The 24,587-nt window shown below is 35.3% G+C and carries 18 protein-coding genes; 14 read left to right on the plus strand and 4 right to left on the minus strand.

Features of this window, described 5'->3' with window-relative positions:
• Nucleotides 1-72 precede the first annotated feature (72 nt).
• Complete coding sequence (locus RQ893_RS02765; protein ID WP_311481524.1) at nt 73-744, plus strand: 5'-methylthioadenosine/S-adenosylhomocysteine nucleosidase; 672 nt, start codon at nt 73-75, stop codon at nt 742-744.
• Nucleotides 745-899: 155 nt separating this feature from the next.
• Here RQ893_RS02765 and RQ893_RS02770 read toward each other — a convergent pair whose 3' ends face one another.
• Nucleotides 900-1,253 (minus strand): desulfoferrodoxin family protein, encoded by a 354-nt coding sequence (locus tag RQ893_RS02770; protein WP_311481525.1) that lies wholly within the window; start codon nt 1,251-1,253, stop codon nt 900-902.
• 148 nt (nt 1,254-1,401) lie between these two features.
• On the opposite strand from RQ893_RS02770, the gene RQ893_RS02775 reads away from it, so the two are divergent.
• The 5 genes from RQ893_RS02775 (at nt 1,402) to RQ893_RS02795 (ending at nt 10,751) form a co-directional block, all read left to right on the plus strand.
• Nucleotides 1,402-1,836, plus strand: coding sequence for a hypothetical protein (locus tag RQ893_RS02775; RefSeq protein WP_311481526.1), 435 nt, complete (start codon nt 1,402-1,404; stop codon nt 1,834-1,836).
• A 14-nt stretch (nt 1,837-1,850) separates the two neighbouring features.
• Nucleotides 1,851-2,381, plus strand: a complete 531-nt coding sequence (locus tag RQ893_RS02780; RefSeq protein ID WP_311481527.1) for an isochorismatase family cysteine hydrolase — start codon at nt 1,851-1,853, stop codon at nt 2,379-2,381.
• Nucleotides 2,382-2,540: 159 nt separating this feature from the next.
• Entirely contained in the window at nt 2,541-8,861 is a 6,321-nt protein-coding gene (locus tag RQ893_RS02785; RefSeq protein ID WP_311481528.1) for an SHIRT domain-containing protein, read from the plus strand.
• A gap of 117 nt (nt 8,862-8,978) precedes the next feature.
• Nucleotides 8,979-9,701 (plus strand): copper homeostasis protein CutC, encoded by a 723-nt coding sequence (locus RQ893_RS02790; protein WP_311481529.1) that lies wholly within the window; start codon nt 8,979-8,981, stop codon nt 9,699-9,701.
• Nucleotides 9,702-9,800: 99 nt separating this feature from the next.
• Entirely contained in the window at nt 9,801-10,751 is a 951-nt protein-coding gene (locus RQ893_RS02795) for an L-lactate dehydrogenase (RefSeq protein ID WP_399523357.1), read from the plus strand.
• A 98-nt stretch (nt 10,752-10,849) separates the two neighbouring features.
• Here the strand turns inward: RQ893_RS02795 and RQ893_RS02800 are convergent, their stop codons facing one another.
• Entirely contained in the window at nt 10,850-11,395 is a 546-nt protein-coding gene (locus RQ893_RS02800) for a DUF3793 family protein (RefSeq protein ID WP_311481531.1), read from the minus strand.
• A 2-nt stretch (nt 11,396-11,397) separates the two neighbouring features.
• Nucleotides 11,398-11,832 (minus strand): flavodoxin, encoded by a 435-nt coding sequence (locus RQ893_RS02805; protein ID WP_311481532.1) that lies wholly within the window; start codon nt 11,830-11,832, stop codon nt 11,398-11,400.
• Nucleotides 11,833-12,416: 584 nt separating this feature from the next.
• Here RQ893_RS02805 and RQ893_RS02810 point away from each other — a divergent pair.
• Together RQ893_RS02810 and RQ893_RS02815 are read left to right on the plus strand one after the other, a co-directional pair.
• Nucleotides 12,417-14,489, plus strand: a complete 2,073-nt coding sequence (locus RQ893_RS02810; protein WP_311481533.1) for an MMPL family transporter — start codon at nt 12,417-12,419, stop codon at nt 14,487-14,489.
• Nucleotides 14,482-16,779: a hypothetical protein gene (locus tag RQ893_RS02815; RefSeq protein ID WP_311481534.1), complete on the plus strand. Its 2,298-nt coding sequence runs from the start codon at nt 14,482-14,484 to the stop codon at nt 16,777-16,779. The genes RQ893_RS02810 and RQ893_RS02815 overlap by 8 nt, the downstream gene beginning before the upstream one ends.
• Before the next feature lie 369 nt (nt 16,780-17,148).
• Here the strand turns inward: RQ893_RS02815 and RQ893_RS02820 are convergent, their stop codons facing one another.
• Nucleotides 17,149-17,724: a xanthine phosphoribosyltransferase gene (locus RQ893_RS02820; protein ID WP_311481535.1), complete on the minus strand. Its 576-nt coding sequence runs from the start codon at nt 17,722-17,724 to the stop codon at nt 17,149-17,151.
• A 149-nt stretch (nt 17,725-17,873) separates the two neighbouring features.
• Here RQ893_RS02820 and RQ893_RS02825 point away from each other — a divergent pair, with 149 nt between their 5' ends.
• The 6 genes from RQ893_RS02825 to RQ893_RS02850 form a co-directional block, all read left to right on the plus strand.
• Complete coding sequence (locus RQ893_RS02825; protein WP_311481536.1) at nt 17,874-18,569, plus strand: DeoR/GlpR family DNA-binding transcription regulator; 696 nt, start codon at nt 17,874-17,876, stop codon at nt 18,567-18,569.
• Nucleotides 18,566-19,471 carry a 1-phosphofructokinase gene (gene pfkB, locus RQ893_RS02830; protein WP_311481537.1) on the plus strand — a complete coding sequence of 302 codons (906 nt, stop codon included), beginning with the start codon at nt 18,566-18,568 and terminating at the stop codon, nt 19,469-19,471. Before RQ893_RS02825 ends, pfkB begins: the two co-directional genes overlap by 4 nt.
• Nucleotides 19,461-21,341 carry a fructose-specific PTS transporter subunit EIIC gene (locus RQ893_RS02835; RefSeq protein WP_311481538.1) on the plus strand — a complete coding sequence of 627 codons (1,881 nt, stop codon included), beginning with the start codon at nt 19,461-19,463 and terminating at the stop codon, nt 21,339-21,341. The genes pfkB and RQ893_RS02835 overlap by 11 nt, the downstream gene beginning before the upstream one ends.
• A gap of 127 nt (nt 21,342-21,468) precedes the next feature.
• Nucleotides 21,469-23,163: an alpha amylase N-terminal ig-like domain-containing protein gene (locus RQ893_RS02840; RefSeq protein WP_311481539.1), complete on the plus strand. Its 1,695-nt coding sequence runs from the start codon at nt 21,469-21,471 to the stop codon at nt 23,161-23,163.
• 245 nt (nt 23,164-23,408) lie between these two features.
• Nucleotides 23,409-24,128: a formate/nitrite transporter family protein gene (locus RQ893_RS02845; RefSeq protein ID WP_311481540.1), complete on the plus strand. Its 720-nt coding sequence runs from the start codon at nt 23,409-23,411 to the stop codon at nt 24,126-24,128.
• A 1-nt stretch (nt 24,129) separates the two neighbouring features.
• On the plus strand, nt 24,130-24,587 hold a 458-nt coding region (locus RQ893_RS02850), incomplete at its 3' end, for a M20/M25/M40 family metallo-hydrolase (RefSeq protein WP_399523355.1).

The raw sequence follows: 24,587 nt of genomic DNA on the forward strand, positions 1-24,587 counted from the left end.
TGGACTAAAGGTCTTTTGGACAAGTTTTGGAAATTTGACCAATAAATAATATAATATTTCAGAGGTGATTAGATGAATATAGGAATATTAGTAGCAGTTGAATTTGATGCTTTTTATAATATCTACAAAGAACCAATCGAAAGATACAAGCATGGCAGTTTTGAGGTTTTGAAATACCATATCCATGGCAAGGACGTTTTTGTTTGTCCTTCAAGTGCAGGGCAAATTCGTGCGGCAATTGCCATGACCCTGCTTCTTGATGTTTATAAGTGCGGGACAATTATAAATTATGGGGTTGTGGGTGCTTTAAACGATAGAAAGGTAGAGGAGCTCACAGTTGTGGAAAGTGTCTGTCATTATGAATGGGACACATCTGATGTAGATAAGGTGGCAAAAGGTCAATACGAGATTTTTGACGATGTTGCCATGAAAACTACAGAGAAGCTTGTAGATTTGGCAATGAAAATCGACCCACATTTGGAAAAAGTAAGGCTTGCTTCTGGTGATAAATTTATTGCAGGTCTTGATGCAAAAACAAAACTTGCCAAGGAGTGGAAATGCGATATTGTCGACATGGAAGGAGCTGCAATTGCCCTAGCATGTCACTTATATGGGGCGGATTTTATAATGATTAAGGCAGTTTCAGATGCCCTTACAGAAGGTGGAGCAGAATTTTACGAGAATTTCGAACGTGCATCCAAGGTCGCAGTTGGGATAATTGACGATATAATAAAAGAAATCTAATCTTGTCATGGTTGAAATCTTTATGAAGTTGTCAATGAAGATAATAAATTGATATATACCAAAAAATGTTTTTGAAAACAAAATATATAGCTTACTAGAAAAAATTAAAAATAAGCAAGCAAAAAGCAAGGCTAAAACCTTGCTTTTTTAATGTCTTAGATTTCTGCTGAGTTTTCCCAAAGACCGTGGATGTTGCAGTAAGCAAGTGCGTAAACTTCGCCGCCTTTGTCAGTTTTAACTCTAGCTTCTACGCATGGTTGAGTGAAGATTTCTTCTTCGCCGTGTGCTTTAAATTCATAAGAACCAACTTCGATTGGGAATTTAGCTCCTTCTGGTTTGAAGAAAACTTTGATCCAAGCGATGTGGTGTTCAAATGTGTTTGGGTGAGCTACTTCTTCACCAACATTAGCCTTGATATGAACAAGACCATCTTCTTTTGTAACGTGGATAACTGGAACGTGTTTTTCAGCTTTCCAATCAGCTGTTTGAATTGTTTCTGTTAATTTCATATTAATCCTCCATATTATTTAATAGTCTACATTACTTAGTATACCCCAGCTAAATTTTTATAAACAAAAAACTTATATTAAACTTTCCTAGTAGATATTTTATTGCAAATCACTTACGCAAAAAATATAATGTGAAAAAGGAGGATTTATGGATAGGTTAAAAGAATTAAAAGAAGCAAAGGAAGCGGCAAATCAGCTTATAATTAGGATTGATGCTGGTCTTAACCAACTAAAATCCGCCTCATCTTGGGGCATCCTAGATATATTGGGTGGAGGTTTTATTTCAAGCCTTGTCAAAAGAAACAAGATAGGAGAGGCAAATCGTAGCCTAGAAGAAATATCCTCAAGCCTTAAAACTCTCAATAAAGAACTGAATGATGTTGATATAAGCTTGCCAGATGCCATACCAGACAGATTTTCGGACGAGCTATTCGACTTAGTCTTTGACAATATATTTACAGACATTAGGGTCCAAGGTGAAATAAAAGAAAACCTCATAGCGCTAAAAGAGTTAAGGTACGCCATCGTTGAAATAAGCGATAGGCTTGGTAGGGAAATAGAAGAATTAGAAAGAAATAATTAGGAAGGAAATCAAGGATGGATGTATTATTAGTAGTTGATCTTCAAAATGACTTTGTGGATGGGGCTCTTGGTAACGAAGGCAATGATAAGATAGTAAAACCAATAGAAAATTTGGTCGAAAAATTTAAGGGTCAGGTGATTTTTACCAGGGATACCCACGATGAAGATTACCTAGAAAGTCTTGAAGGCAAGCACCTTCCTGTGACCCATTGTGTAAAAGGAACTAAGGGTTGGGAAATAAAAATAGACACCAAGGACAAAGAGATAATAGACAAGCCATCTTTCGGCTCTTATGAACTTGTTGGTTATCTTAAAGACTTAGATAAAAAAGAAAAAATCGATAATATTTACATGGTAGGAATATGCACAGACATTTGTGTCCTATCAAACGCCATTATGATCAAAAACGCCCTCCTAGACACAGAAGTCACTGTCATCGAAGACTTGTGTAGGGCCACAAGCCAAACCGCCCACGAGGCAAGCCTTGTCGCTATGGCATCTTGCCAGGTAAATATTATAAAATTTGATGATTTTAGGCAAGAATAAATATTGAAAGCTATAAGTTAAAAAAACTTATAGCTTTTTTCATAGAATTTTTCCTAAAAAATTTGACAAAAGGGCTAAAATTACAGAAAAATTATTAATTTTGAGGAAAATATGTTATACTAAAAGTAGATATGTTATAAAACACAGGAAGGAGAAAATATGAATAAGCATAAATTGTTATCCATAGTTCTAGCGGCAAGTATGACCCTAGGAACAATAGCGCCAAGCTTAAATGCTAGCCAACTCGCATATGCAAGCACAGGCGAAGAAAGTGGAAACAATAAAAAGAGTGTTGTAGAGATGGCAGATAAAAAGACAGAAGAAACGCCTGAAGAATCCGGCCCAAAAGAAGAGCCGAAGGATAAATCTGAGACAGGCAAAGAGGAAGAAAAGACCGAAGATAAAAAAGAAGACGGCTTAGAAATGTCCCCTGAAACGCCTCAAATAAGCCAAACTGCTGGAAATCCAGAAGGGGGGGCGGAAAAGGTTGAAAGTGACGAAGTCCAAGGCTCCTTATCGCTAAGCTCAACTATTGAAAAGCAAAGCCCTCAAGAAGGAAATAAGGCCGAAGAAGGATGGATTCCTACAGGTGCAATAGCAGACCTTAATATTAAGCTTCAAGCATCTAATAAGGGTAACGCTCCAGAAAATGCTGTTATTAAGGGTTTACATGCTGAGATTACTATTCCTAGAAAATACCTAGAGGAAGATTACTTTACTAAAAAAGGTTACCAAGTATTAGGCGGTAAAAATTTAAAAATTGACCATAGTGCTGATAAGGATAATATTTATCTTAAAGTTTCTAGCGATGAACTTGAAGTTGGTACTATACTTGCTTTCCAAGTCAGAGTGAAGGTTAAAATACCTCACTATGAAGGCGATAAATTAGTAAATCCAAAAATTAAACATGGGTCAGAAATTGATGTAAAGGGTAAGTTATTTGATAAAAATAACCAAGTGATTTCTGATGATACCTATAAGTTCAAAATCCATGCCAAATCAAACTATATAGCTAGATCTAACAACTACTATAATAGTAACACCCTAAAAGAAGATGATAAGCAGCTTGATTCTAAAAAGAAAAATCTTGTTAAAGATGAATCCAAACTTGAAGAATTAGCTTATTATATAAATATTAGAGATACCTATTTTTGGCAAGCAACTTCACACACAAGCACTGGTGTATATTTGCCAGATAAGGTAAAAGTGAAATTAACTCCAAAAACACTTGACCAAGGAGAAGTTAAGATAACTGACTCTTCTTGGACAAAAGCTGGTGATGGAACTTATTATAAATATGTGGTTCCAACAATCAAAAATAGGAGCACCACTGAATATGTAGATGCTAATACAAGTGTTAAGATCAAATTACCAGGTTATGAAGTTGGTAAGAGTCATGAGGTATTTGATGTAACAGCAGTATTGGTAGATGATAGCGATAATGAAATAGCAGAAACAGAATCAAAAAAAGCAACTTATACTGCAAGCTATTGGATAAATAAAGAAAGACCTCCACGCCCAGATGGCAAAATTGACCTGAGAGCTAAAACTACACTTGAAAATTCTGGAGATTATTATTACCTTAACAATAAGGATAAAGTAACAGAGTGGACTTATGAAGTAACAAACGAAAGTAGAATGGAAGAACCTGAATCGAATCTATACCTAGGTAATATTGATAATTACAAAATGGAAAAAAACTTCTACCTAGACAAACTAAGTTTTGATACAAGCAAGCTTACACAATTAGATTCTAGTATTACTTATAAGCTTAGTGCTGTCAATGTAGATACAGGAAAAATAGAAGATTTAGGAGAGAAAAATTTATCAGAAGTTGTCACATTTGCCCCTGAAAAATATATATTGCCAAAGGTAGAATTTAGCAAGGGAGTGACACTTTTAAAAGACGAATCTTTGAAAATGATGATATCAACAAAGGTATTCTCCCAAGACTATGACAACTACGATAATTATAAAAATTGGAAACAAGCCGATAAAGTCACCGATTATGATGTAAAAAATGGTGGGGGCATCTTAACAGACAGAAGATTAAATATAGGAGTAGCTGGATATTTTTATACAAATACAGACAAAGAAGAAAGAATTGATAAGTATGTAAAAAATTCTAGCGACTTTAAAACTTCTGAATGGTCTTTAATGACAATCAAGGCCCTTTTGGGTGAAGTCGGAATGGATCAAGAGCCAAGCTATTCCCATAAATTAAGCGATAGTGATAAGTTTGAAAGCAAAAATGATAGAGTTGTTGCAAATACTGGCGATACTGTCCGTATGGAAATAGATGTTTGGACCAAAATAAAGGCTAAAAACAAAGATGAACTAAAAGCTACCCTAAGTCAAATGGGTCAAAGACAATACATGAAGAACCCTAAGCTTCTAATAGAAGTACCAGACTTTGAGGATACCCTTGATGTAGATATTAAGGTTAAAAGCAGATATGGGTCTGATACAGAATATAAATCTGTAAGTATTACAAAAGATACTCGAGGGGGCAAGGAATATTATGTAGTCCCACTTGATGATCCTAATCTAGGTGAATTTATAGAAGATTTTACAATCCAATATGATGTCACCTTCAAAGACGAAAAAAGACCAACAGGATTAAGTAAGGGTTATAATTTAATCTACGACAACTATGGTAGAAATGCCTTTGTAAATGATATAGGATCAGAAGCTCACTTAGAACATGATGATAGGAATGATTTAAACCAAAACAAAAATACAAAAGAAAATTTCCTATGGGGACTTTATAGAGTAGAATATGGTTCTGCCTTTAAAGTTTTTGGTTCTACAGCTTCTCTAAAACAAAATGAAAAAAATGGAAAAATCAAAGAAGATGATTACTATAACTTCCGTAACATTTCTAACGTTTTCCAATTAGGAGTAGATCATCACTTAGGCTTGGGTATTGAGAACAAGCTTGATAGTTCTATCAAGAGTTTGAGGATGATATATGTCCTAGCTCATAAAGATGATAAGATGCAAATATCAGGCGAACCTCGTAATAGCGGAACAAGGTTGATGCTGACAGGTCCTGTGACCCTTGATACAAGCTCTAAGCAATTTACAAACAATAAGGACGCTAAGTTTGAAATAACCTACTCAACAGCTGAACCAGGAAATCTTGGGGATAACCTAGGAGCAAACTTTGTAGATGAGGGTGAAGTAGGTGATTGGTCCCAAGTTAAGATGTTCCAAGTAAGACTTGTTTCTGGCCAAATTGACCCAATGGAAAAGGCCAAAGGAAAAATGGTCCTATTTAAAGTTCCTGTAGTTAGCGATAAGGAAGAAAATGTCATAGCTAAGGAAGATGGATATATCTATGCAGCTAATAGTTTTGCCTATAGTGCAGATATATCAAGTGGAGCTGCACTAAGTGATCCAAAGTCCTATGTAGAAACTGTAAATAACTATCCAAGATATGAAATAAATAGGACAGTTAAATTTGAAAAAGGTGATGCAGGAGCAATTGATATTAGCAAGGAAAGTCCTACATGGCCATTTTCAGGTTTGGTTCAGAGAAAAGTTAAAAATAAGGAAGCTTGGAAAACTACTATAAAAGATAGTGTTCCAAAGAAATTCTGGAAAATCGCTGATCTTCAAAATAATATAATCATAAAAGGTGCCAATAATTATAAGTGGCTTCCAAAAGATGATGTTACCAAGACATGGCTTGATGGAAAAGATATTAAGGGCCTAGATAGTGAAGAGATAACCAAGGATTTAACTTTTGAAGCCAAGGAAATAATCAAAAAAGAAGATCCAAAAGATGAGCGCTATGTAAAAGTCACCTTCAAGTCAACAGACAAGGGTAAATTTGCAGGCGATAAAGAAGAAATTTCTTACTGGGTACTTAAGGGAACAAAATTTGACGATGCCCTTAGTATAGAAGATTACAATGATAATAAAGAAAAAGTAAAAGTCCTTAAAATACCAGAGCTTACTGTTAATAAAGACGCTCATGATGGTTGGAAAATTGGTGAAACAGACTACAATAAAGAATTATCTGGATATACAGAGACTTTAAATTCTAATATAGAAATAGTCGCCAAGTATAATATTACAACTGTAGGAATAACTTATAAATTTGTAAGTGGTACAACAGGCAAGACACTACCTAAAGGTGTTATGGACCAACTAAATAAGGACGAACTTAAAATAGAAGGAAATATTGGAGAAAAGTTTACGCCAACAACAACATTCTCATCTGTAGAAGATGGCGAAGGCACATGGAACTTTAGTAAATGGGAACCAACAAGCTTAGATCTATCAGAAGATGCTAGTAAAAATACCTTTAAGGGTACCTGGGAATGGAAGAAGAAGGAATATACAGATGATAAGATAATTCCATTCATTCCAGATGAAAATGATCCAGACAAAGAACCTGATAAGGGTAGTGATGACAAAGAAATACCAAAAAAATATATTACAGTCACCTTTAAATCAGAAGATGAAAGTAAAGGTAAGGTGAAAGTCGGGAATAAAGAAGGTGCAGTTGTAAAGGCTAAGGTTGATCCAGATGAGAACTTAGCTAATAGAACTGACATTAAAGCTCTTCCAGAAAACAATTATGGTTTTACTAAGTGGACACCAGAATTAGGAGTAGCTAAAGATAACACTACTAAAGAATACACAGCTCACTTCATCAAGAGTGGTGATGAAATTAAAGAGGGCGATCCAATTCCAGAAGGTTGGCTAAAGGTAACTGTTAAGCAAGATAATGAATCAATAAAAGAAAATACAGTTAAAGAAAAAACTTATGCAGTTAAACCAAAAGGAAAATTAGACCAAGATAAATTCCCAACTCTAGAAAATACAGCCAAGGAAGGATATGAAAATCCTGCTTGGTATAAGGATGAGGAAAAAACATCTACAGCAAATCCTTCTGAAGTTGAAATCACAGCTGATACAACATTTACTGCCAAGGCTTTAGCTAAGACTTTTGATATTAGCTATGAGTTTGTAAGTGGTAATGCAGATAAGACAGAACTCCCTGATGAAGTTAAGAAAAAGCTTAAGACAGATGATTTCACTAAGCAAGCGAAATTTAAAGAGAGTGTTAAAAAACCAGAAACAACATACGAAGCAGTTTTTGATGCCGAAGGAACATGGACCTTTAACTCTTGGTCACCAGAAACCCTTACAATATCAGCGAAAGAAAGTGAAAATAAATTCAAGGGTACATGGACTTGGACTAAGAAAAACTATACAACTGATATAGTTATCCCATATAAACCAGATGAAGATGAACCAGATAAGGGTAGTGATAAGAAAGATATTCCTAACACTTATATTACAGTTACTTTTAAATCTGAAGATGTGAATAAAGGTAAGGTAAAAGTCGGGGATAAAGAAGGTGCTGAGGTTAAAGCAAAAGTCGCACCAGGTACCGATTTATCAAAACTAAAAACCATATCTACAAAACCAGCAGATAATTATGGTTTCACAAAATGGGAGCCAAAGTTTGGTGTAGCAGAAGATGGCAAAACCTATACTGCTTATTTCATGAAGAGTGGTACCGAAATTAAAGAGGGTGATCCAATTCCAGAAGGTTGGCTAAAGGTAACTGTTAAGCAAGATAATGAATCAATAAAAGAAAATACAGTTAAAGAAAAAACTTACGCAGTTAAACCAAATGGAAAATTAGCTGAGGATAATTTCCCAGATCTTGATGGTAAGGCTAAGGATGATTGCGAAAAACCAGCTTGGTACAAGGATGGAGATAAAGATTCTACTAAAGAACCTTGGAATGTAGAAATAAGTAAAGATACTACTTTCACAGCCAAGGCTAGCAAGAAATCTACAAGTCCAACTCCAAAGCCAGAGCCAAAGCCAGATCCAAATCCTACCCCAACACCAACTCCTAAACCAGATCCAAAACCAACACCTGATGGAAATGATAAGGACAAGGATAAGGACAAGGATAAGGACAAGGACAAAACCCATGAGAAGGATAAAGATCCTGACAAGGACAAGACTCCTGGTAAGGAAGATGGAGATCACGAAGAAAATGACAAGCCTGTTCCAACACAAGATGTTATCAGAGTAAATACTGATATAGATAGTGAAGTTCCAAATGGATACAAGAGAGTTTATTTTGACCCAACCAAGGATGGTTACCTAAGATATAACCCAACCTTTGCTAGGGGAGAGATAATTGCCTTTGATATCCGAGAGACTATCACATGGGGCGAGGCTAAGAGAGCTGAGAAGGGATTAGTTGTACCAACAGCTACCCATGTTGACAAGAACTACAAGTTTAAGACCTGGTCACCAAACTTACCTGCTGACGATGTAATTGTAGAATCTGCAACCTACACTGCAGTCTATGAAAAAATCGAAAAAGCTAAGGGCATAAAGAAAAATAGGGCACCAAGAACAGGTGTTACTGGTATTGGTATGGTTGGTATAATAGGTGGAGCAGCTGCCATAGGTCTATACTTTACTAAAAAGAAAAAATAAGACTAAGTTCGAGAAATAAGGCACTAAGCTAAGGCTTGGGCCTTTTTCTTTTGGGAAATTTTGAGAAAATAGTTTTACTTTTTGTTATAATAGAAATATAAAATAAAGGAGATTGTTATGAAGCTAGAAATTTGCATAGATTCTTTTGATGGAATGATTGGGGCCTATTTTGGTGGGGCTGATAGGGTTGAAATTTGTTCGGCTTTAACTCTTGACGGTCTCACTCCAGATCCTGGCCTTGTAGATATTTGTTGTGAGTATGATAATATAGAAAAATTTGTCATGGTAAGACCAAGACCTGGACATTTTACCTATGATGATTTTGAAATTGGACAAATGAAGGCGACAATAATTGCTTTTAAGGATAAACCGATAGATGGCTTTGTCCTAGGAGTTCTTGATTCTGAGGGTAGGCTTGATATAGAAACTATGAAGGAGCTTGTATATTTAGCTTTTCCAAAGAAGGTTGTTCTCCACAGGGCTTTTGATTATTCAATCGACGGTGAGGAAAAAATCGAGGAACTAATCAAAATGGGAGTAGATAGGATTCTTACCTCAGGCAAAAAACCAAAAGCTGTTGAGGGTTTGGATTTGATCAGGGATTTACAAGCCAAATACGGAGAAAGAATCGAAATTATGGCAGGCTCTGGAGTTAACCATGAAAATATAAGAGAGATTTACGAGAAAACTCATATAGAAAATTTCCACTTGTCAGCATCCTATACAGGCCAAACTGAAATTGACTACGATAATTTTGGTGAAGCTTTTGATGACTATAGGTGGACTAGTTCAGGTCTTGTTGAAGCAGCAAGACAGGTTATAGACGGTCTAAAAAAATAAAAATTGTGATTTGAGTCATAGTAAATTCTATGATTTTTGTTAAAATTATATTTAGATAAGGAAAAATGTTATATAGTTTTATAAAAAGGAGATATTATGATTAAAGATAGCAAAATTATTTTAGTTGGCGATGGGGCAGTAGGTTCATCTTTTGCCTACGCCTCAACAATTTTAGGCATTGGTAGGCAGCTTGGAATTATAGATTTGAATGAAGATAAGGCAGAGGGCGATGCCATGGACCTCTCAGATGCTCTTTCTTTTACCAAACCAAAGGAGATTTTTAAGGCTGATTATGCTGACTGCAAGGATGCGGAAGTTGTTGTAATTACAGCAGGTGCCCCACAAAAACCAGGCGAGACTAGGCTTGATTTGGTGGATAAAAACCTAAAGATTTTCAAGGATATGATAGGAAAGATTAAGGATTCTGGTTTTGAAGGAATTTATGTAGTTGCTTCAAACCCTGTAGACATTCTAACTTATGCCACATGGAAATATTCAGGAGCACCAGCAGAAAAGGTAATCGGATCTGGTACAAGCCTTGATACTTCAAGATTTAAAAAAGAGATTGCCTCTCTAATAGGAATTGACCCAAGAAGTGTGGATGCCTTTATCCTTGGCGAGCATGGGGACACAGAGTTTCCTGTTTGGTCCCACACAAATGTAGGTGGACTTCCAATCTATGAATGGGTAGCCAACCATTCAGAAGTTGATGAAATGGCTCTTTTAAATACTTTTGAAAAGGTAAAAAATGCTGCCTATGAGATTATAAACAAAAAAGGTGCAACCTTTTATGGTATAGGCATGGCCCTTGCAAGGCTTGTAGAGTCTATTATAAATGATGAAAATTCTGTATATTCAACTTCATCCTACCTTGATGGAGAGTATGGACAAAAAGACATTTTCATCGGTGTTCCATCAGTCATAGGCAAGGACGGAGTTAAGTGGGTAATAGATGTGCCACTTACCGATACAGAAAAGGAAAGAATGAAAGAATCAGCATCCACCCTTAGAAATGTAATGATTAAGGCTGGTCTTGTCGAAGAAAAATAATAAAAAATAAGGGAGTAGTTTCCTACCCCCTTATTTTTGTGCATAGTAAATTATTTTATTAAGGAATGACAATTATCCTTTGTGGGATGTGCGTTAGTTTATCTAACACAGAGCCTATTTAAATCCCTAGGGCTCTTATATATAAGCTTATAAGATTTTTTAATCTTATTGTAAGCTTCAAACAATTTGATTTTCTCGTCTTTTTTGGCATAAACTTTCCAGTAGCCATTAACGAGAAATTTATCCCCCTTATTTTCTATAAAACCAACTACGTCCTCATAGGGGTAGCCAAGAAAAATACCTATTTCGTGGGGGAAGGATTCTTTTTTGAACCTAAACTTTAAGTGCTTGATACACTGGTCTAGGTCGCCTGTCTTATAACCTAGGGAGGTCAGGAGAGTCTTCACCTTTGTTTGGTTCAAAACATAGGTTAGCTTTTCTGGCCTATAGGCATAAATCTGAGCGGAAGATTCGTTTTCTTTAAGTATTTCCACGTACATATTTTTCTTGTTAAGTACTTCATTCCACTCAGAAACCATTTTTTCTATATCTATTTTATCGATATTTTTAAAAGTAAATAAATTTGCGAGTTTTTTATTAGCTAGGGTTTGTGATGCGTAATTAACCAACAAAAATTCGTTCATTTTTATTTTAGAGCGTTAGCTAAGTCTGAAGCGGCCCTTCTGCATTCTTTTAAAGCATCATCATCTGGATAATCATAAGCGATTAGACCATCACAAACTAAGTTGATACCATCACCTTCGCATCTTTCTTGCCAAGTATGCATCCATTCACCTTCAGCCCATTCATAAGAACCAAAAATTAGAACTGGTTTATCAGCAAGTGATTTTTCTACACTTTCAAACATTGGTTCAAATTCGCTTTCTTCAAGTTCTTCAGATCCCATAGCTGGGCAACCAAAAGCAAAACCATCGTAATTTGCTACATCGCCTTCGCTAAAATCTGAACAACTAATAACGCTTGTTTCTATTTCGGAATTTTTTAGTTCATCTGCTATTTCGTTTGCCATAGCTAGAGTGTTACCTGTACCTGACCAATAAACTACTGCTACTTTTTTCATGTGTTTCTCCTTAATTTGATTTCATAATTTATGATATTAATAATCCTTATCAATATATATGAGATTGATAATCCTTATCAACGTCTAATCTAATAATAAACTATTGTTTGATAATTGTCAAGCATTTTTTTATTTTTTTATTTAAAAATTTTAAATGTCTAATTTTCAATATTTATTTAATTTATTATGTAAATAAAGAGGGAAAAAATTCTAGGGAGATAGATAAGACTACAAAATTTTGGCAATAAATAAGAGCTTAATAAAAAAATATATATGAATTATATTATTTCGAAATTTGAATTATTTTTATACAGGTGTATTATAAAGTGAGGGCATAAAAAATAAAAGTTAATAATCATGAAGTTAAGACTTATATAATCGAATAAAACTAAAATGAATATTGAGATTATCAATTTAATAATAAAGCAAAAATAATATAATATAAATTATACTTTATTTTTTGCTATGAATTAATTGTTAAAATATAAGGTAAAAAAGATTTTGCTAAATAAAATCCTATTTTATTGAAATTATTTAAAGTCTTAGCTTATCTTTTTTGGTCCTATTTAGAAAGGAAGTTAGTAATGAAAAAAATATCAAAATTTATTTCATACCATCCTAGGTTGGTACTTTTGGTGATGACTATTTTACTAATACCATCATGGATTGGCTATAAGTCCACGGGGGTAAACTATGATATCTTATCATATTTGCCAGCAAATCTTGAGTCTACTCAAGGCCAGGAGATCCTTGATAAGGACTTTAAGAATGCCTCTACGGGCATGCTTATCTTGAAGGGTACTGACCACGATGCAGACAAGTTAAAAGAAGAAATTTTAGAAATAGACGGAGTAGAAGATGTAATTTCAAAATCTTCAATTGTAGGTGATACAGTTCCGAGCGAATTTTTGCCCGATGAGATAAGAGATTCTTTTTATGCAGAAGATTCGACTCTGTTAATGGTTAAATTTTCAGAATCCTCTTCGTCTTTTAAGACTATGGAGGCAATTGATCAGATAAGGGCTCTTGAGTCTAAGGAAAAATACCTAAGTGGAATTTCTTCCTTGGTTAAGGATACTAAGGATTTAATCGATAGGGAAACTCCAATTTATGTTGCTCTTGCAGTTGCTTTGGCCCTTGTAGTTTTATCTTTGGCCAATGAATCAACTATTATCCCATTTCTCTTTATGCTAAATATTGGTTACGCTATTTTGTATAACTTTGGGACAAATATATTTTTGGGAGAAATTTCTTATATAACTAAGGCAATTGCAGCTGTTTTACAGTTAGCTGTTACAACAGACTATTCGATTTTCCTCTACCATAGGTACGTAGAAAAGAAAAAGAAAAATGAAAGTAATAATGAGGCCATGGCTAAGGCAATTGATTCGACTTTAGCATCAATCTTTGCCTCATCTCTTACAACTTTCGCAGGATTTCTAGTACTTTTATTGATGCAGTTAGGTTTAGGTAAGGATATAGGGCTTGTAATGAGCAAGGGAGTGCTCTTAGGACTTATTTCAACAGTTGTAGTCTTGCCACCAATGATTCTCCTTGCTGAAAGACTTGTAAATAGGTTTAACCACAAAGTTTTACTCCCAGATTTTTCAAGGACAGCAAGATTTACAATAAAACATAGGAAAAAACTTTTTATAGTATTTTTACTTTTGTTTATACCAGCTGTCTACGGGGCAAGAAATACAAATCTTTATTACAACTTGGACAGGTCACTCCCACAAGATTTAGACTCGATTGTTGCCCTAAACAAGATGAAAAAAGACTACAATATGGCATCAAGCCACTTTATAGTAGTAAAGGAAGACCTTTCGAAAACAAGTGTAAATTCAATGATAGAAGAAATTGAAGATGTGGATGGGGTAAATAATGTTCTAAGTGTGAATTCTATGACAGGTTTAACTATTCCAAGCGAAGTCCTACCTGAAAAATTAAAGCAAAACTTCGTTCAAAATGGCTATCAGATGATAATGGTTAATTCAGAATACCAAACAGCGTCAAATGAGGTCAATAAGCAAGTTTCTGAAATTGATAAGATTGTAAAAGCCCACGATCCTGATGGCAAACTTACAGGTGAGGCAGTTTTGACAAAAGATTTGACAATCCTATCTGACAGGGATTTTAAGATGGTAAATATCGCTTCAATTATAGTGGTATTTTTAATCATCGCTTTAGTTTTCAAGTCATTTGCAATTCCGATTGTTCTAATAGCAGCCATCGAACTTGCGATTTTCATAAATATGGGAATCCCATTCTATTTTGGACACACAATTCCTTTTATCACTTCGATAATTATAGGTGTAGTCCAATTAGGTTCAACCATTGATTATTCAATACTGATGATGGATAGGTTTATTTTTGAATATAAAAAGCACAAAGACCTTGATAAGGCGCTTGACCTATCGGTTAGGGAAACATCAAAATCAATAGTTACATCTGCCCTTTCATTTTTCGCAGCAACTATTGGTGTAGGTATTTACTCAAAGATGGAAATTGTATCTACTATTTGTATTTTCTTGGCTAGGGGTGCGATAATTTCAATGCTTGTAATTATCATCTTCTTACCAGCCATAATAGGAGTCTCAATACCATTTATTGAAAAAACTACAAAAGGATTTAAGGAAGGAAAAGAAAATGAATAAAAAATTTGTAAAAGCACTCGCAGTTTTAAGTGTAAGTTCTATACTTGGAGGAAATATCGCTTTTGCTAGTGAGGCTAAAACTTATAAAAATGAAACTGTTTATGTTACAAAAGAAGCGGGCAAGGTCACTGATCAGACTGTCTCAGTTTGGATAAATAAGGACGGAAAAAAAGAAATTAAGGATAAGTCAGACCTAAAAGAGATTAAAAACCTTGAAACTGACGAAAAAATCGAGGCCAAGGACGGTTTTATCGATATAAATTCTAAAGATAAAGACTTTTATTACCAGGGTAAGACTGACAAGGACTTGCCAGTGGATGTGCAAATAAGATACGAATTAGACGGCAAGGCCATTAATTTTAAGGACCTAGAAGGAAAATCCGGCAAGCTTAAAGTCACAATTATAGCTCACAATAAGGTGAAAGAAAGCCTAAAATCGGGCAAGGCAATTTATGCCCCATATCTTGTAATGACTGAGATGACCTTTGCAGATGATCAGGTAAAAAATATAGAGGCTGTTTCAGCAAAAATTGTTAAAGACGGTAAAAATCAAATTGTTGTTGGAGTCCTTGCTCCAGGTCTAAGGGAAAATTTTGCTGGTCTTTTGGGTGATGAAAAGCTTGATAAGTTTAAGGATCAGATTGAAATTGTAATGGATGTGGAAAATTTTAAACCAGGCGAAGCTTATGTTGTAATAACAAATGAAATCTTCCAAGACGGCAAAAGCCTAGGCTCTTTTGATGACTTGGAAGGTGGACTTGATGAGTTAACAGCAAATGCAGGAAAGCTTGTTGATGGTTCAGAAAAGCTAAAAGATGGAAGTAAAAGCCTTAATAAAGGAATTTCTACCCTTGCTGATGAATCTGAAAAATTATCTGCAGGATCTGAGAAGTTAATTGCTGGTTTTGATCAAATGAGCGGAGCCTTTGCAAGCTTGCCAGAAAAAATAGGACCAATGGAAACTGCCATCTCTGCCCTAGATAAGGGAGGGGCCAATTTAAATCAGGGTCTTAACCAATATACAGGTGGTATTTCTGAGATAAATTCAAAAATGGGTGATTTGATGGATGGTGCAGACCGTCTAAACCAAGGAGCAATCAACTTAAATACAGGGATTGAAAGGCTTAGCCAAGGAAGTAAGGAACTTAGAGATAAATTATCCCAAGACGCCGGAGGAAGTGATTTAAGAGAATTTGCGACTTCTTTAAAGGCTCTTAAAGCAGGCATTGATGACTTTAGTGGGAATATAAGCCCTATGGCTGAATTTTTAGAAAGATTAAATCAAGGCTTAAAATCAGCTAGTGACTCTTCAGAAAAAATATCAAAATCCCTAGCTGAATTAAGTGTTGCGGGAGAAAATTCACCAAATACCGAAGAGGTAATATCAAATATTAATAAAAATGCTGCTGGTCTTGAAAATCAAATAGCAAGTCTTGAGGCAAAAAATACTGATGGGTCTTTTACAAGTGAAATTGAAAACCTAAGGGCAATTAAAAATGAACTTTATGGTCAAAGTCAAAAGCTAGGTGCCAGTGCAAAGGTAAATGCAGAAATTTACGCTGGTTTAAAAAACTTAAGCGGAGCATCAAATGAGCTTACAAGTGGCCTTAACAAATTAAGTCTGGGTCTTGGAGAGATGAGCGAAAAGCTTGGTGGATCTAAAGATGGCTTAGAAGAAGCATCAGTCAAATTAGGAGCAGGTATAGAAAAAGTTGAAAGTGGCTTATCTGATTCCGACCTAATGAAATTAGGTAAAGCCCTAAGCCAACTTGATGAGGGCTTAGATAAGTTAAAGGAAGGTTCTGAGAACCTAGTAGCTGGCACAGAAGCCAATAAAGAAGGTGTTAAAAAACTAGGTGCTGGTTTAAATTTATTAGATTCAAAATCAGCTGACCTAAGAGAAGGTTCAGAAAAATTATCCGGTGGTCTTAGCGAATTTAAGGAAAGGTCCAAGGCTTTAAGTGAGCTTGGATCAGTAAATGATAAGGCCTTGAATCCAATGGCCAAGGGTCTTTCTGATTTAAATAAGGGAATACTTAACCTAAGAGCTGGTGCCCTCAAATTACAAGAAGGGTCAAATACTTATAATGAAAAATACGAAGAATTTGACTCAGGACTTAGGAGATACAAGGCAGAAGGAATTGATAAGTTAGCTGGTAAAACCGGAGACATCAAAGAAATAGGAGAAATCCTAGACCAAATGTCAAATCTTGCCAAGAAAAATAATTCAATATCAGGCTCAACTGATGATATTGAAACAAGATCAAGGATAATAGAGAAAATTAGATAAAGGATTGATATTGAAAAATTCAGGAAAACCTATATAATAATACCAAGAGAAGCCACCTCTTACAAAGCTGAGTATGAGAACCAATTATTACTCACCAAAAAAGACGATAGCTGGTGACTATCGTCTTTTTGATTTACTTGTAGATATGATCTAAATATTTGTCTAAAATAATTAGAATTATTCCTACAAGTAGCGGAAAATAAAAATTTTCCAAAAGTAGTTGAATAATTTTGTGACTCATCTCCCTCCACCTAATAAAATATGGTGTTAGGCAATTTTATTATATCATATAAAATAAGGGAAGAGAGATTTCGATAAAAAATATAAAAATTTTCAATCAAAAACTGCCAGTATATTTGGCAGTTATTTTTATTCTTCTACAAAGGTGATTTTACCTTCTTCTAATTTTGCTATTCTTGCTAGGGAATAGATGTCTATGTCCATTTCCTCTACAAGTTGTCTACCTTCGCTGAAGGATTTTTCGATTACGATTCCAAGGCCTGCTGGGTTTGCTCCGGCTTGTCTGATTATTGCAACCATGCCTTTGGCAGCTTGACCATTAGCCAAAAAATCATCGATCATGAGGATATTTTCGCCTTCATGAAGGAAGTTTTTTGATACTATTAATTCATTTGTGACTTGTTTGGTAAATGAATATACGCTTGAATGATAAAAGTCATCGCCTGTTGTGAGTGATTGTCTTTTTCTAGCAAAAACACAGTCAACTTCAAGCTCAAGGGCTGTAGCAAGGGCTGGTGCTATACCAGATGATTCTACAGTTAGGACCTTATCTATTTTTTTGTCTCTAAAGTAGTTTGCAAATTCAATTCCCATCTTGTGAATTAATTTAGAGTCTATTTGTTGGTTTAAGAAAGAGTCTACCTTCAATATGTTTGGTCCAATAACAATCCCGTCTTTAAGAATTCGTTCTTCTAATTCTTTCATCATGTCTCCTTATATTAAAATTCTCAATTTCCACTATGTACTTTAAATAATTATAATCTTTCCCCACAAAATAGTCAATTTTTTTATGTTGTGGAAGAATTTGATTGAATATGATTGACTATGATTGAATTTGATGTTATAATATCACTATGATATTAGAAAAACGCTTTGAAATAATTTTAGATATTCTAAAAAAAGAAGAAGCTGTGTCAAATAAATTTTTAACTGACAAGCTAGGTGTTAGTGAATCTACCTTGAGGCGTGACTTGTCCTATCTTCAAGATATGGGCAAAATTACGAGAGTCCATGGGGGAGCAGTCTTAAATAATATTGCCGCAAGTGAGTTAAATTTTGCTGACAACCAAAAAAGTAAATTGGCGGAAAAATCCCAAATCGGCAGGAAGGCTGCAAGGCTAATAGGATCTGCTAAGTTTATCTACATAGATGCAGGCTCAACTTGCAATGAGCTTATTGACTATCTAATGATAGGTCAGGAAATAACTGTAGTTACCAATGGATTAATGCACGTTGATAAATTAATTAGCAAAAATATTCCGACTATTATCCTTGAAGGCAATCTTAAAGCTGAAACCAAGGTGACTACTGGCCCAAAGACACTTGAATCCATAGGTAAGTATAACTTTGATTTAGCCTTTATAGGTGCTAATGGATTTGATGAAAGGGGTTTTTATACGGCTGATGTAAACGAAGCTATGGTAAAGGCTAAGGCTATTGAAAATTCTACTAGGGCCTATGTGTTGGCAGATACATCAAAGGAAAATATAAAATATTTTGCAACCATAGCTACTAGGGATGAAATCAAGTTAATTACGGAGGAAGAATGATTTATATAATAACAACTAACCCTGCCATTGACTACATCTTGAGATTTGATAAATTTGAAGATGGAGCAACAATTAGGGCTATTGAAGACGAAAAATACCCAGGTGGCAAGGGAATTATGGCAAGCAAGATTATCCACAATCTCGGAGCAAAGTCGGTAAATCTTGGCTTTGTAGGAGGTTTTATAGGTGAATATATAGCAGGTGCTATAAAAGACTTGGGACTTGCTGAAAATTTCGTAAGAATTAAGGAAAATTCAAGAATAAATGTCAAACTAAAATACGATAAAGAAACAGAAATAAACGCCAAGGGGCCAAAGATTTCTAAGGCAGAAGTTGAGAAATTTTTTGCTAGTTTATCTGATGTGAAAAAAGACGATATTATTGTTATATCTGGGTCTTTGCCATATTCACTTGATTCCGATTTTTATAAGGAAGTCATAGAAAAAACCGAGGCAGACTTCACTATAGATATAGCAAATAAGAAGCTATTAGAATATTTGACTTACAAACCCCTCTTGGTTAAGCCAAATGAGGAGGAATTGGGAAAAATTTTCCAAACTGAGATAAACAATGATAATTTAGTTAAATATGCTAGGAAGTTAAATGAGCTTGGTGCTAAAAATGTAATTGTTTCACTTGGGGCAAAGGGTTCGATTTTTGTAGATGAAAATCACGCTTATAGGGCAAAGCCAATTGATGGTAAGCTTGTAAATTCAGTAGGATCTGGAGATTCTATGGTGGGCGGTTTTGTCTATGGAATGGTAAATGACTATGAAAAAATCGACGCCTACAAACTCGCAGTTGCCTGCGGAACAGCGACAGCCTTTAGTCCCGATATAGCCGAAAGAGATATGATTGACGAAATATTAAAAAAAGTAGAGGTGGAAGAAATTGGAAATTAGAGATTTATTAAAAAAAGACCTGATGGTTTTAGACCTAAAGGCAGAGAGCAAAGAAGAAGCAATCAAAGAAATTGCAAACAAGTTTTTTGAAAAAGGCTATGTAAAAAGTGCAGAAGATTTTGCAGATGGCCTAAGGGAAAGGGAAGCCCAAGGATCAACAGCCCTTGGTGAATCAGTTGCTATTCCTCACAGCAAAAATAAAACTGTAATCGAACCAGCAGTCCTATTTGCTAGGAAAAAGACAGGTCTTAACTACGACGCCCTAGATGGGATGCCAACAGAAATCTTCTTTGCTATAGGAGCCCCAGATGGGGAAAACAACCTCCACGTTGCAACTCTTGCAGAATTATCTAAGATGATTATGAAAGAGGGTTTCATAGATGACCTAAAAAAGGTTAATAGTGAAGATGAAGTCTACGATGTAATCGATAAATACACTGAAAAGGAAAACCCAGTCCAAGAAACACCAAATATGCAAGAAGGAAAATCAAAAATCAACCTACTTGCTGTAACAGCCTGCCCTAATGGTATAGCCCACACCTACATGGCTCAAGAAGCCTTAGAAAAAGCTGCTAAAGCTAGGGGATTAAATATCAAGGTTGAAACTAATGGGTCTGATGGAATTAAAAATAGGCTCACAGCCGAAGAAATTGAGAAGGCAGACGCAATAATAATTGCAGCTGACAAAAAAGTAGAAACTGCTCGATTTAATGGCAAGAAAGTAATACAAAGATCAGTTTCAGACGGTATAAGAAAGGCAGACGACCTTGTAGATAGAGCCATCAAGGGCGAAGCCAATATCTATCACGAAGAGGGCGGCTCAAATCAAACTTACAAAGAAGAAAGCCAATCAATCAGCCAAAAAATTTATGGTGATCTTATGAATGGTATTAGCCATATGCTACCATTTGTAATTGGCGGTGGTATCTTACTTGCGATTTCCTTCCTCTTTGAGAGATTTGTAGGCGATAAATCGACAGTATTCACCTTCCTTAACGGACTTGGAGGAGATGCCTTTAGCTTTTTGATTCCAATCCTTGCAGGCTATATTTCTTATTCCATAGCTGACAGGCCAGGCCTCATGCCAGGTATGGTTGCGGGTCTTATGGCAAGCCGTGGGGCAGGTTTTATTGGAGGTCTAATAGGTGGTTTTATAGCTGGTTTCGTTGTAAACTTCCTTAAAAAAGCCACAAGAAATCTTCCAAAATCAGTCGAAGGCTTAAAGCCAATGCTAATTTACCCTGTATTAGGACTTCTACTTGTAGGAGCAATCATGTTCTTTGTTGTAGACCCAGTATTTACAGGTGTTAATAATTTTATTAATAAGTGGTTGACTAGTTTATCTGGCACAAATATGGTTCTTCTTGGAGCCCTTCTTGCAGGAATGATGGCAATTGACATGGGTGGTCCAATTAATAAGGCAGCTTATGCCTTTGCAATCGGCGCTTTTACAGACACTGGAATCGGAACTTTCATGGCAGCTGTAATGGTTGGAGGAATGGTGCCACCAATTGCCATTGCTCTTGCAACAACATTATTCAAAAATAAATTTAATGAAGAACAAAAGAAAACTACAATTACCAACTACATCCTAGGTGCATCCTTCATCACAGAGGGAGCAATCCCATTTGCGGCAGCTGAGCCACAGACAGTACTTCCTTCATGCGTAATAGGATCATCCATAGCAGGCGCTATCGTAGGCTACTTTGGAGTAAGCGCTCCAGCTCCACATGGCGGAATCTTCATCCTTCCAGCCATGGGATCTTTAAACCAAGCCCTATTATTCGTAGGAGCAGTTGTAATCGGAGCTATAATCGGCGGTCTAATCTTTGGTACAATCAAGAAAAAACCAGAAGAAATTGCAGCCTAAGATTAGATGATAAAAAAATAAGAAATTAAAGATATCAGAAGCAAGCCTTCTGGTATTTTTTTGCCCATAAAAATGCATTATTATTTTTCTGGCTTATAATATCTATAAAAGCATCAAAGGAGAGAATATGAATAAAGCTGCAATCTTGCACATGAGTGAGAGTTTTATGGCTTATGCCATAAGTCTTGATGAATTAAACATAAGGCTTAGGGCTGATAAAAAAGATAAGTTAGATGTTAGCCTTCTTTATACTTATAAATGCGATGATCCACGCCTTTGGCAAGAAGTCGGGATGGAAAAAACTTTTGAAGATGGGTGTTTTTCCTACTATGAAACAGACTTTAAACTTAGGGACAAACGATTTGCCTATGTATTTAAGGTCGCAGATGAAAATGAAACTTATTATTTAAGTGAAAATGGTCTAGAAGAAACCTATGATTTTCAGAATTTCTATTTCACATCTTTTCACATGCCTTATATCCACGAAGCTGATTTTTTCGAGCCTGTGGAATGGGTGAAAGACGCGGTATTTTATCAGATATTTCCAGAAAGATTTAGGAGGGGAGATTTTTCCAAGGATGACTCCTATATTAATCAAGCCTGGGAAGATTTACCAAAACCAAATTCTTTTGTAGGTGGGGATATAAAGGGAATTATAGAAAAACTTGACCATATCAAGGATTTGGGAGTAAATACCTTATATTTAACACCGATTTTCATATCCCCAACCAATCACAAATACGATACTATAGATTATTTTGAAATTGATCCGCAATTTGGAGATAAAAATGATTTTAGAAAGCTTGTAGAAAAGGCTCACAGCCTAGGCATAAGGATAGTTTTAGACGCTGTCTTTAACCATATGTGCCATGAAAATCCTATTTTTAAGGATGTAAGGGAAAGGGGTAAGGAGTCAAAATATTACGATTGGTTTTATATAGATGGGGACAAGGCTGATACAGAAAAAATAAATTACGAGACCTTCGCCCACGTTTATAATATGCCAAAGCTTAAAACATCTAATAAAGAAGTACAGGATTATTTAATAAAAATCGGAAAGTATTGGATAGAAGAATTTGATATTGATGGCAGGAGGCTTGATGTGTCAGATGAAGTAAGCCATGATTTTTGGAAGAAATTCAGGAAGGACATCAAAGCCTGTAAGGCTGATGCTGTTATAATCGGTGAAAATTGGCATAATGCTGAAAGTTTCTTGAGAGGCGATGAGCTTGATTCCATAATGAACTACGCCTTTACTAATACTTGTCTTGATTATTTCAAGGGAAAAATTTCCGCACAGGAAGTAAGTGATAAGCTAAATATGATTATTATGAGAAATAGAGACCAGGCAAATAGGATGATGCTTAACTTCCTAGATACCCACGACACACCTAGATTTATCACTGAAATTGGCGGGTCAATGGAAAAACTCCTAGCTGCCCTTGCCCTTAGTGCAGTTTATATGGGGGCAAATTGCCTTTATTATGGGACAGAAGTAGGACTCGAAGGAAAGGGAGATCCTGATTGTAGGAGAGCTTTCCCTTGGGAAAAATTAGATGAAAACAAGGATTTATTAGGAAAAATTAAAAAAATCCTAGCCATCAAAAAACACCGAACTATAAAAAATGGTGACATAAAAATTTATAGCCAAAATGGACTTCTAATTGTAGATAGATTTACTAAGGAAAAATCCTTGAGTCTGGCTATTAACCTAGAAAGCCAAAGGGAATTTGACCTTTCGGATAAGAAAATTTTACTTGCTCATAATTATAAAAATAAAAAATTTGGTCAAGGAAGTTTTGTAATTTGGGAAAATTATTAAAAATTCTAGCCTAGGATATTTAGGATAGATGGTGAGCGTTTGCTAATTTTATAAGCTTATCTTGCTTATTTTTTTCCTAGGATTTAAAGGTAAGATTATTAGTTGAAAAGAAAAATATAAGGAGAATTTATGGAAAAGGACCTTAGGCCTAATCAAATTTTAGAAAAGGCAAGTGATGTCTATGAGAAAAAAGCTAGACAAAATATCAAAAAACCTTAGTTTTATCATTTATAGCAGGGATTTTTATCGCTTTAGGTGCAGTAGCATCTACCCTCGCATCTTTCAATTTATTGGCAGATCCAAATAAAATTGGCCTTGGAAAACTCATACAAGGATTGACTTTTACACCTGGATTAATATTTGTTTTGCTAGCTGGCGGAGAACTTTTTACAGGCAACAACCTCATGGTAATTTCCTTTTTAGATAAGAAAATTTCTGTGGGAGACCTTTTAAAATCGTGGCTTATTGTATATTTTGGTAATTTTATAGGATCAATATTCGTAGCATTTTTAATTTATAAGTCAGGTCAGTGGCAATTAGCAGATAATGACTTGGCTGCTAGGGTGATTCTAATCGCAAATCAAAAGATAAATTTTAGTTTTAGTCAAGGAATAATCTTTGGAATTTTTTGCAATTTTTTGGTTTGCTTAGGCGTATGGATGTCACTTGGGGCAAAGGATTATGTGGGCAAAGTTCTTTCTGCGGTTTTTCCTGTTGTAGCCTTTGTGATTTCTGGATTTGAGCATAGCATTGCTAATATGTACTATATACCAGCTGGCATTTTTGCAAAGAATATCCCAGCTTTCATTGAAAAAACTGGATTAAGCCTAGATGAGCTTTCTGGTCTTAACTTTTTAAATATGGTTACCAAGAATTTAATACCAGTTACACTTGGAAATATCATTGGTGGAGTAATTTTGGTTGGACTTTTATATTTCATAGCCTATAAAGAAAAGGAAAATTAGGATGGAAAAAGATTTGATAGGAACCAGGAGGTTTTATCACAAGATAGCCGAACCTGCTTGGTTAGAATTTAAAACCACAATAAATATTATCAAAGATTTAAAAAAATTGGGCATAGGTGATATAAAATATGGGAGAGAAATTCATAAGGAAGATATGATTTTTGGAAAGCCTTCCGAAGAAAAAATAAAATCCTACGCTCAAAGTGTTAAAACAAAAGAAGATTTTGATATTTCTGAGATTTTAATGGGTTATACTGGTTTGATTGCTACTATTGATACGGGAAAACCTGGCAAGACCTTTGCTTTTCGCTTTGATATAGACGCTATGCCCATAAAGGAAAGTACCGATAAGTTTCACAAACCATATAGGGAAGGATTTGCTTCGGAAAATCCAGCTGCCATGCACGCCTGTGGCCACGATGGTCACTTATCCATGGGGATTTTTCTCGCTAAATGGAT

This window comes from uncultured Anaerococcus sp., assembly GCF_963510915.1.
In the GTDB taxonomy this organism is placed as follows: domain Bacteria; phylum Bacillota; class Clostridia; order Tissierellales; family Peptoniphilaceae; genus Anaerococcus.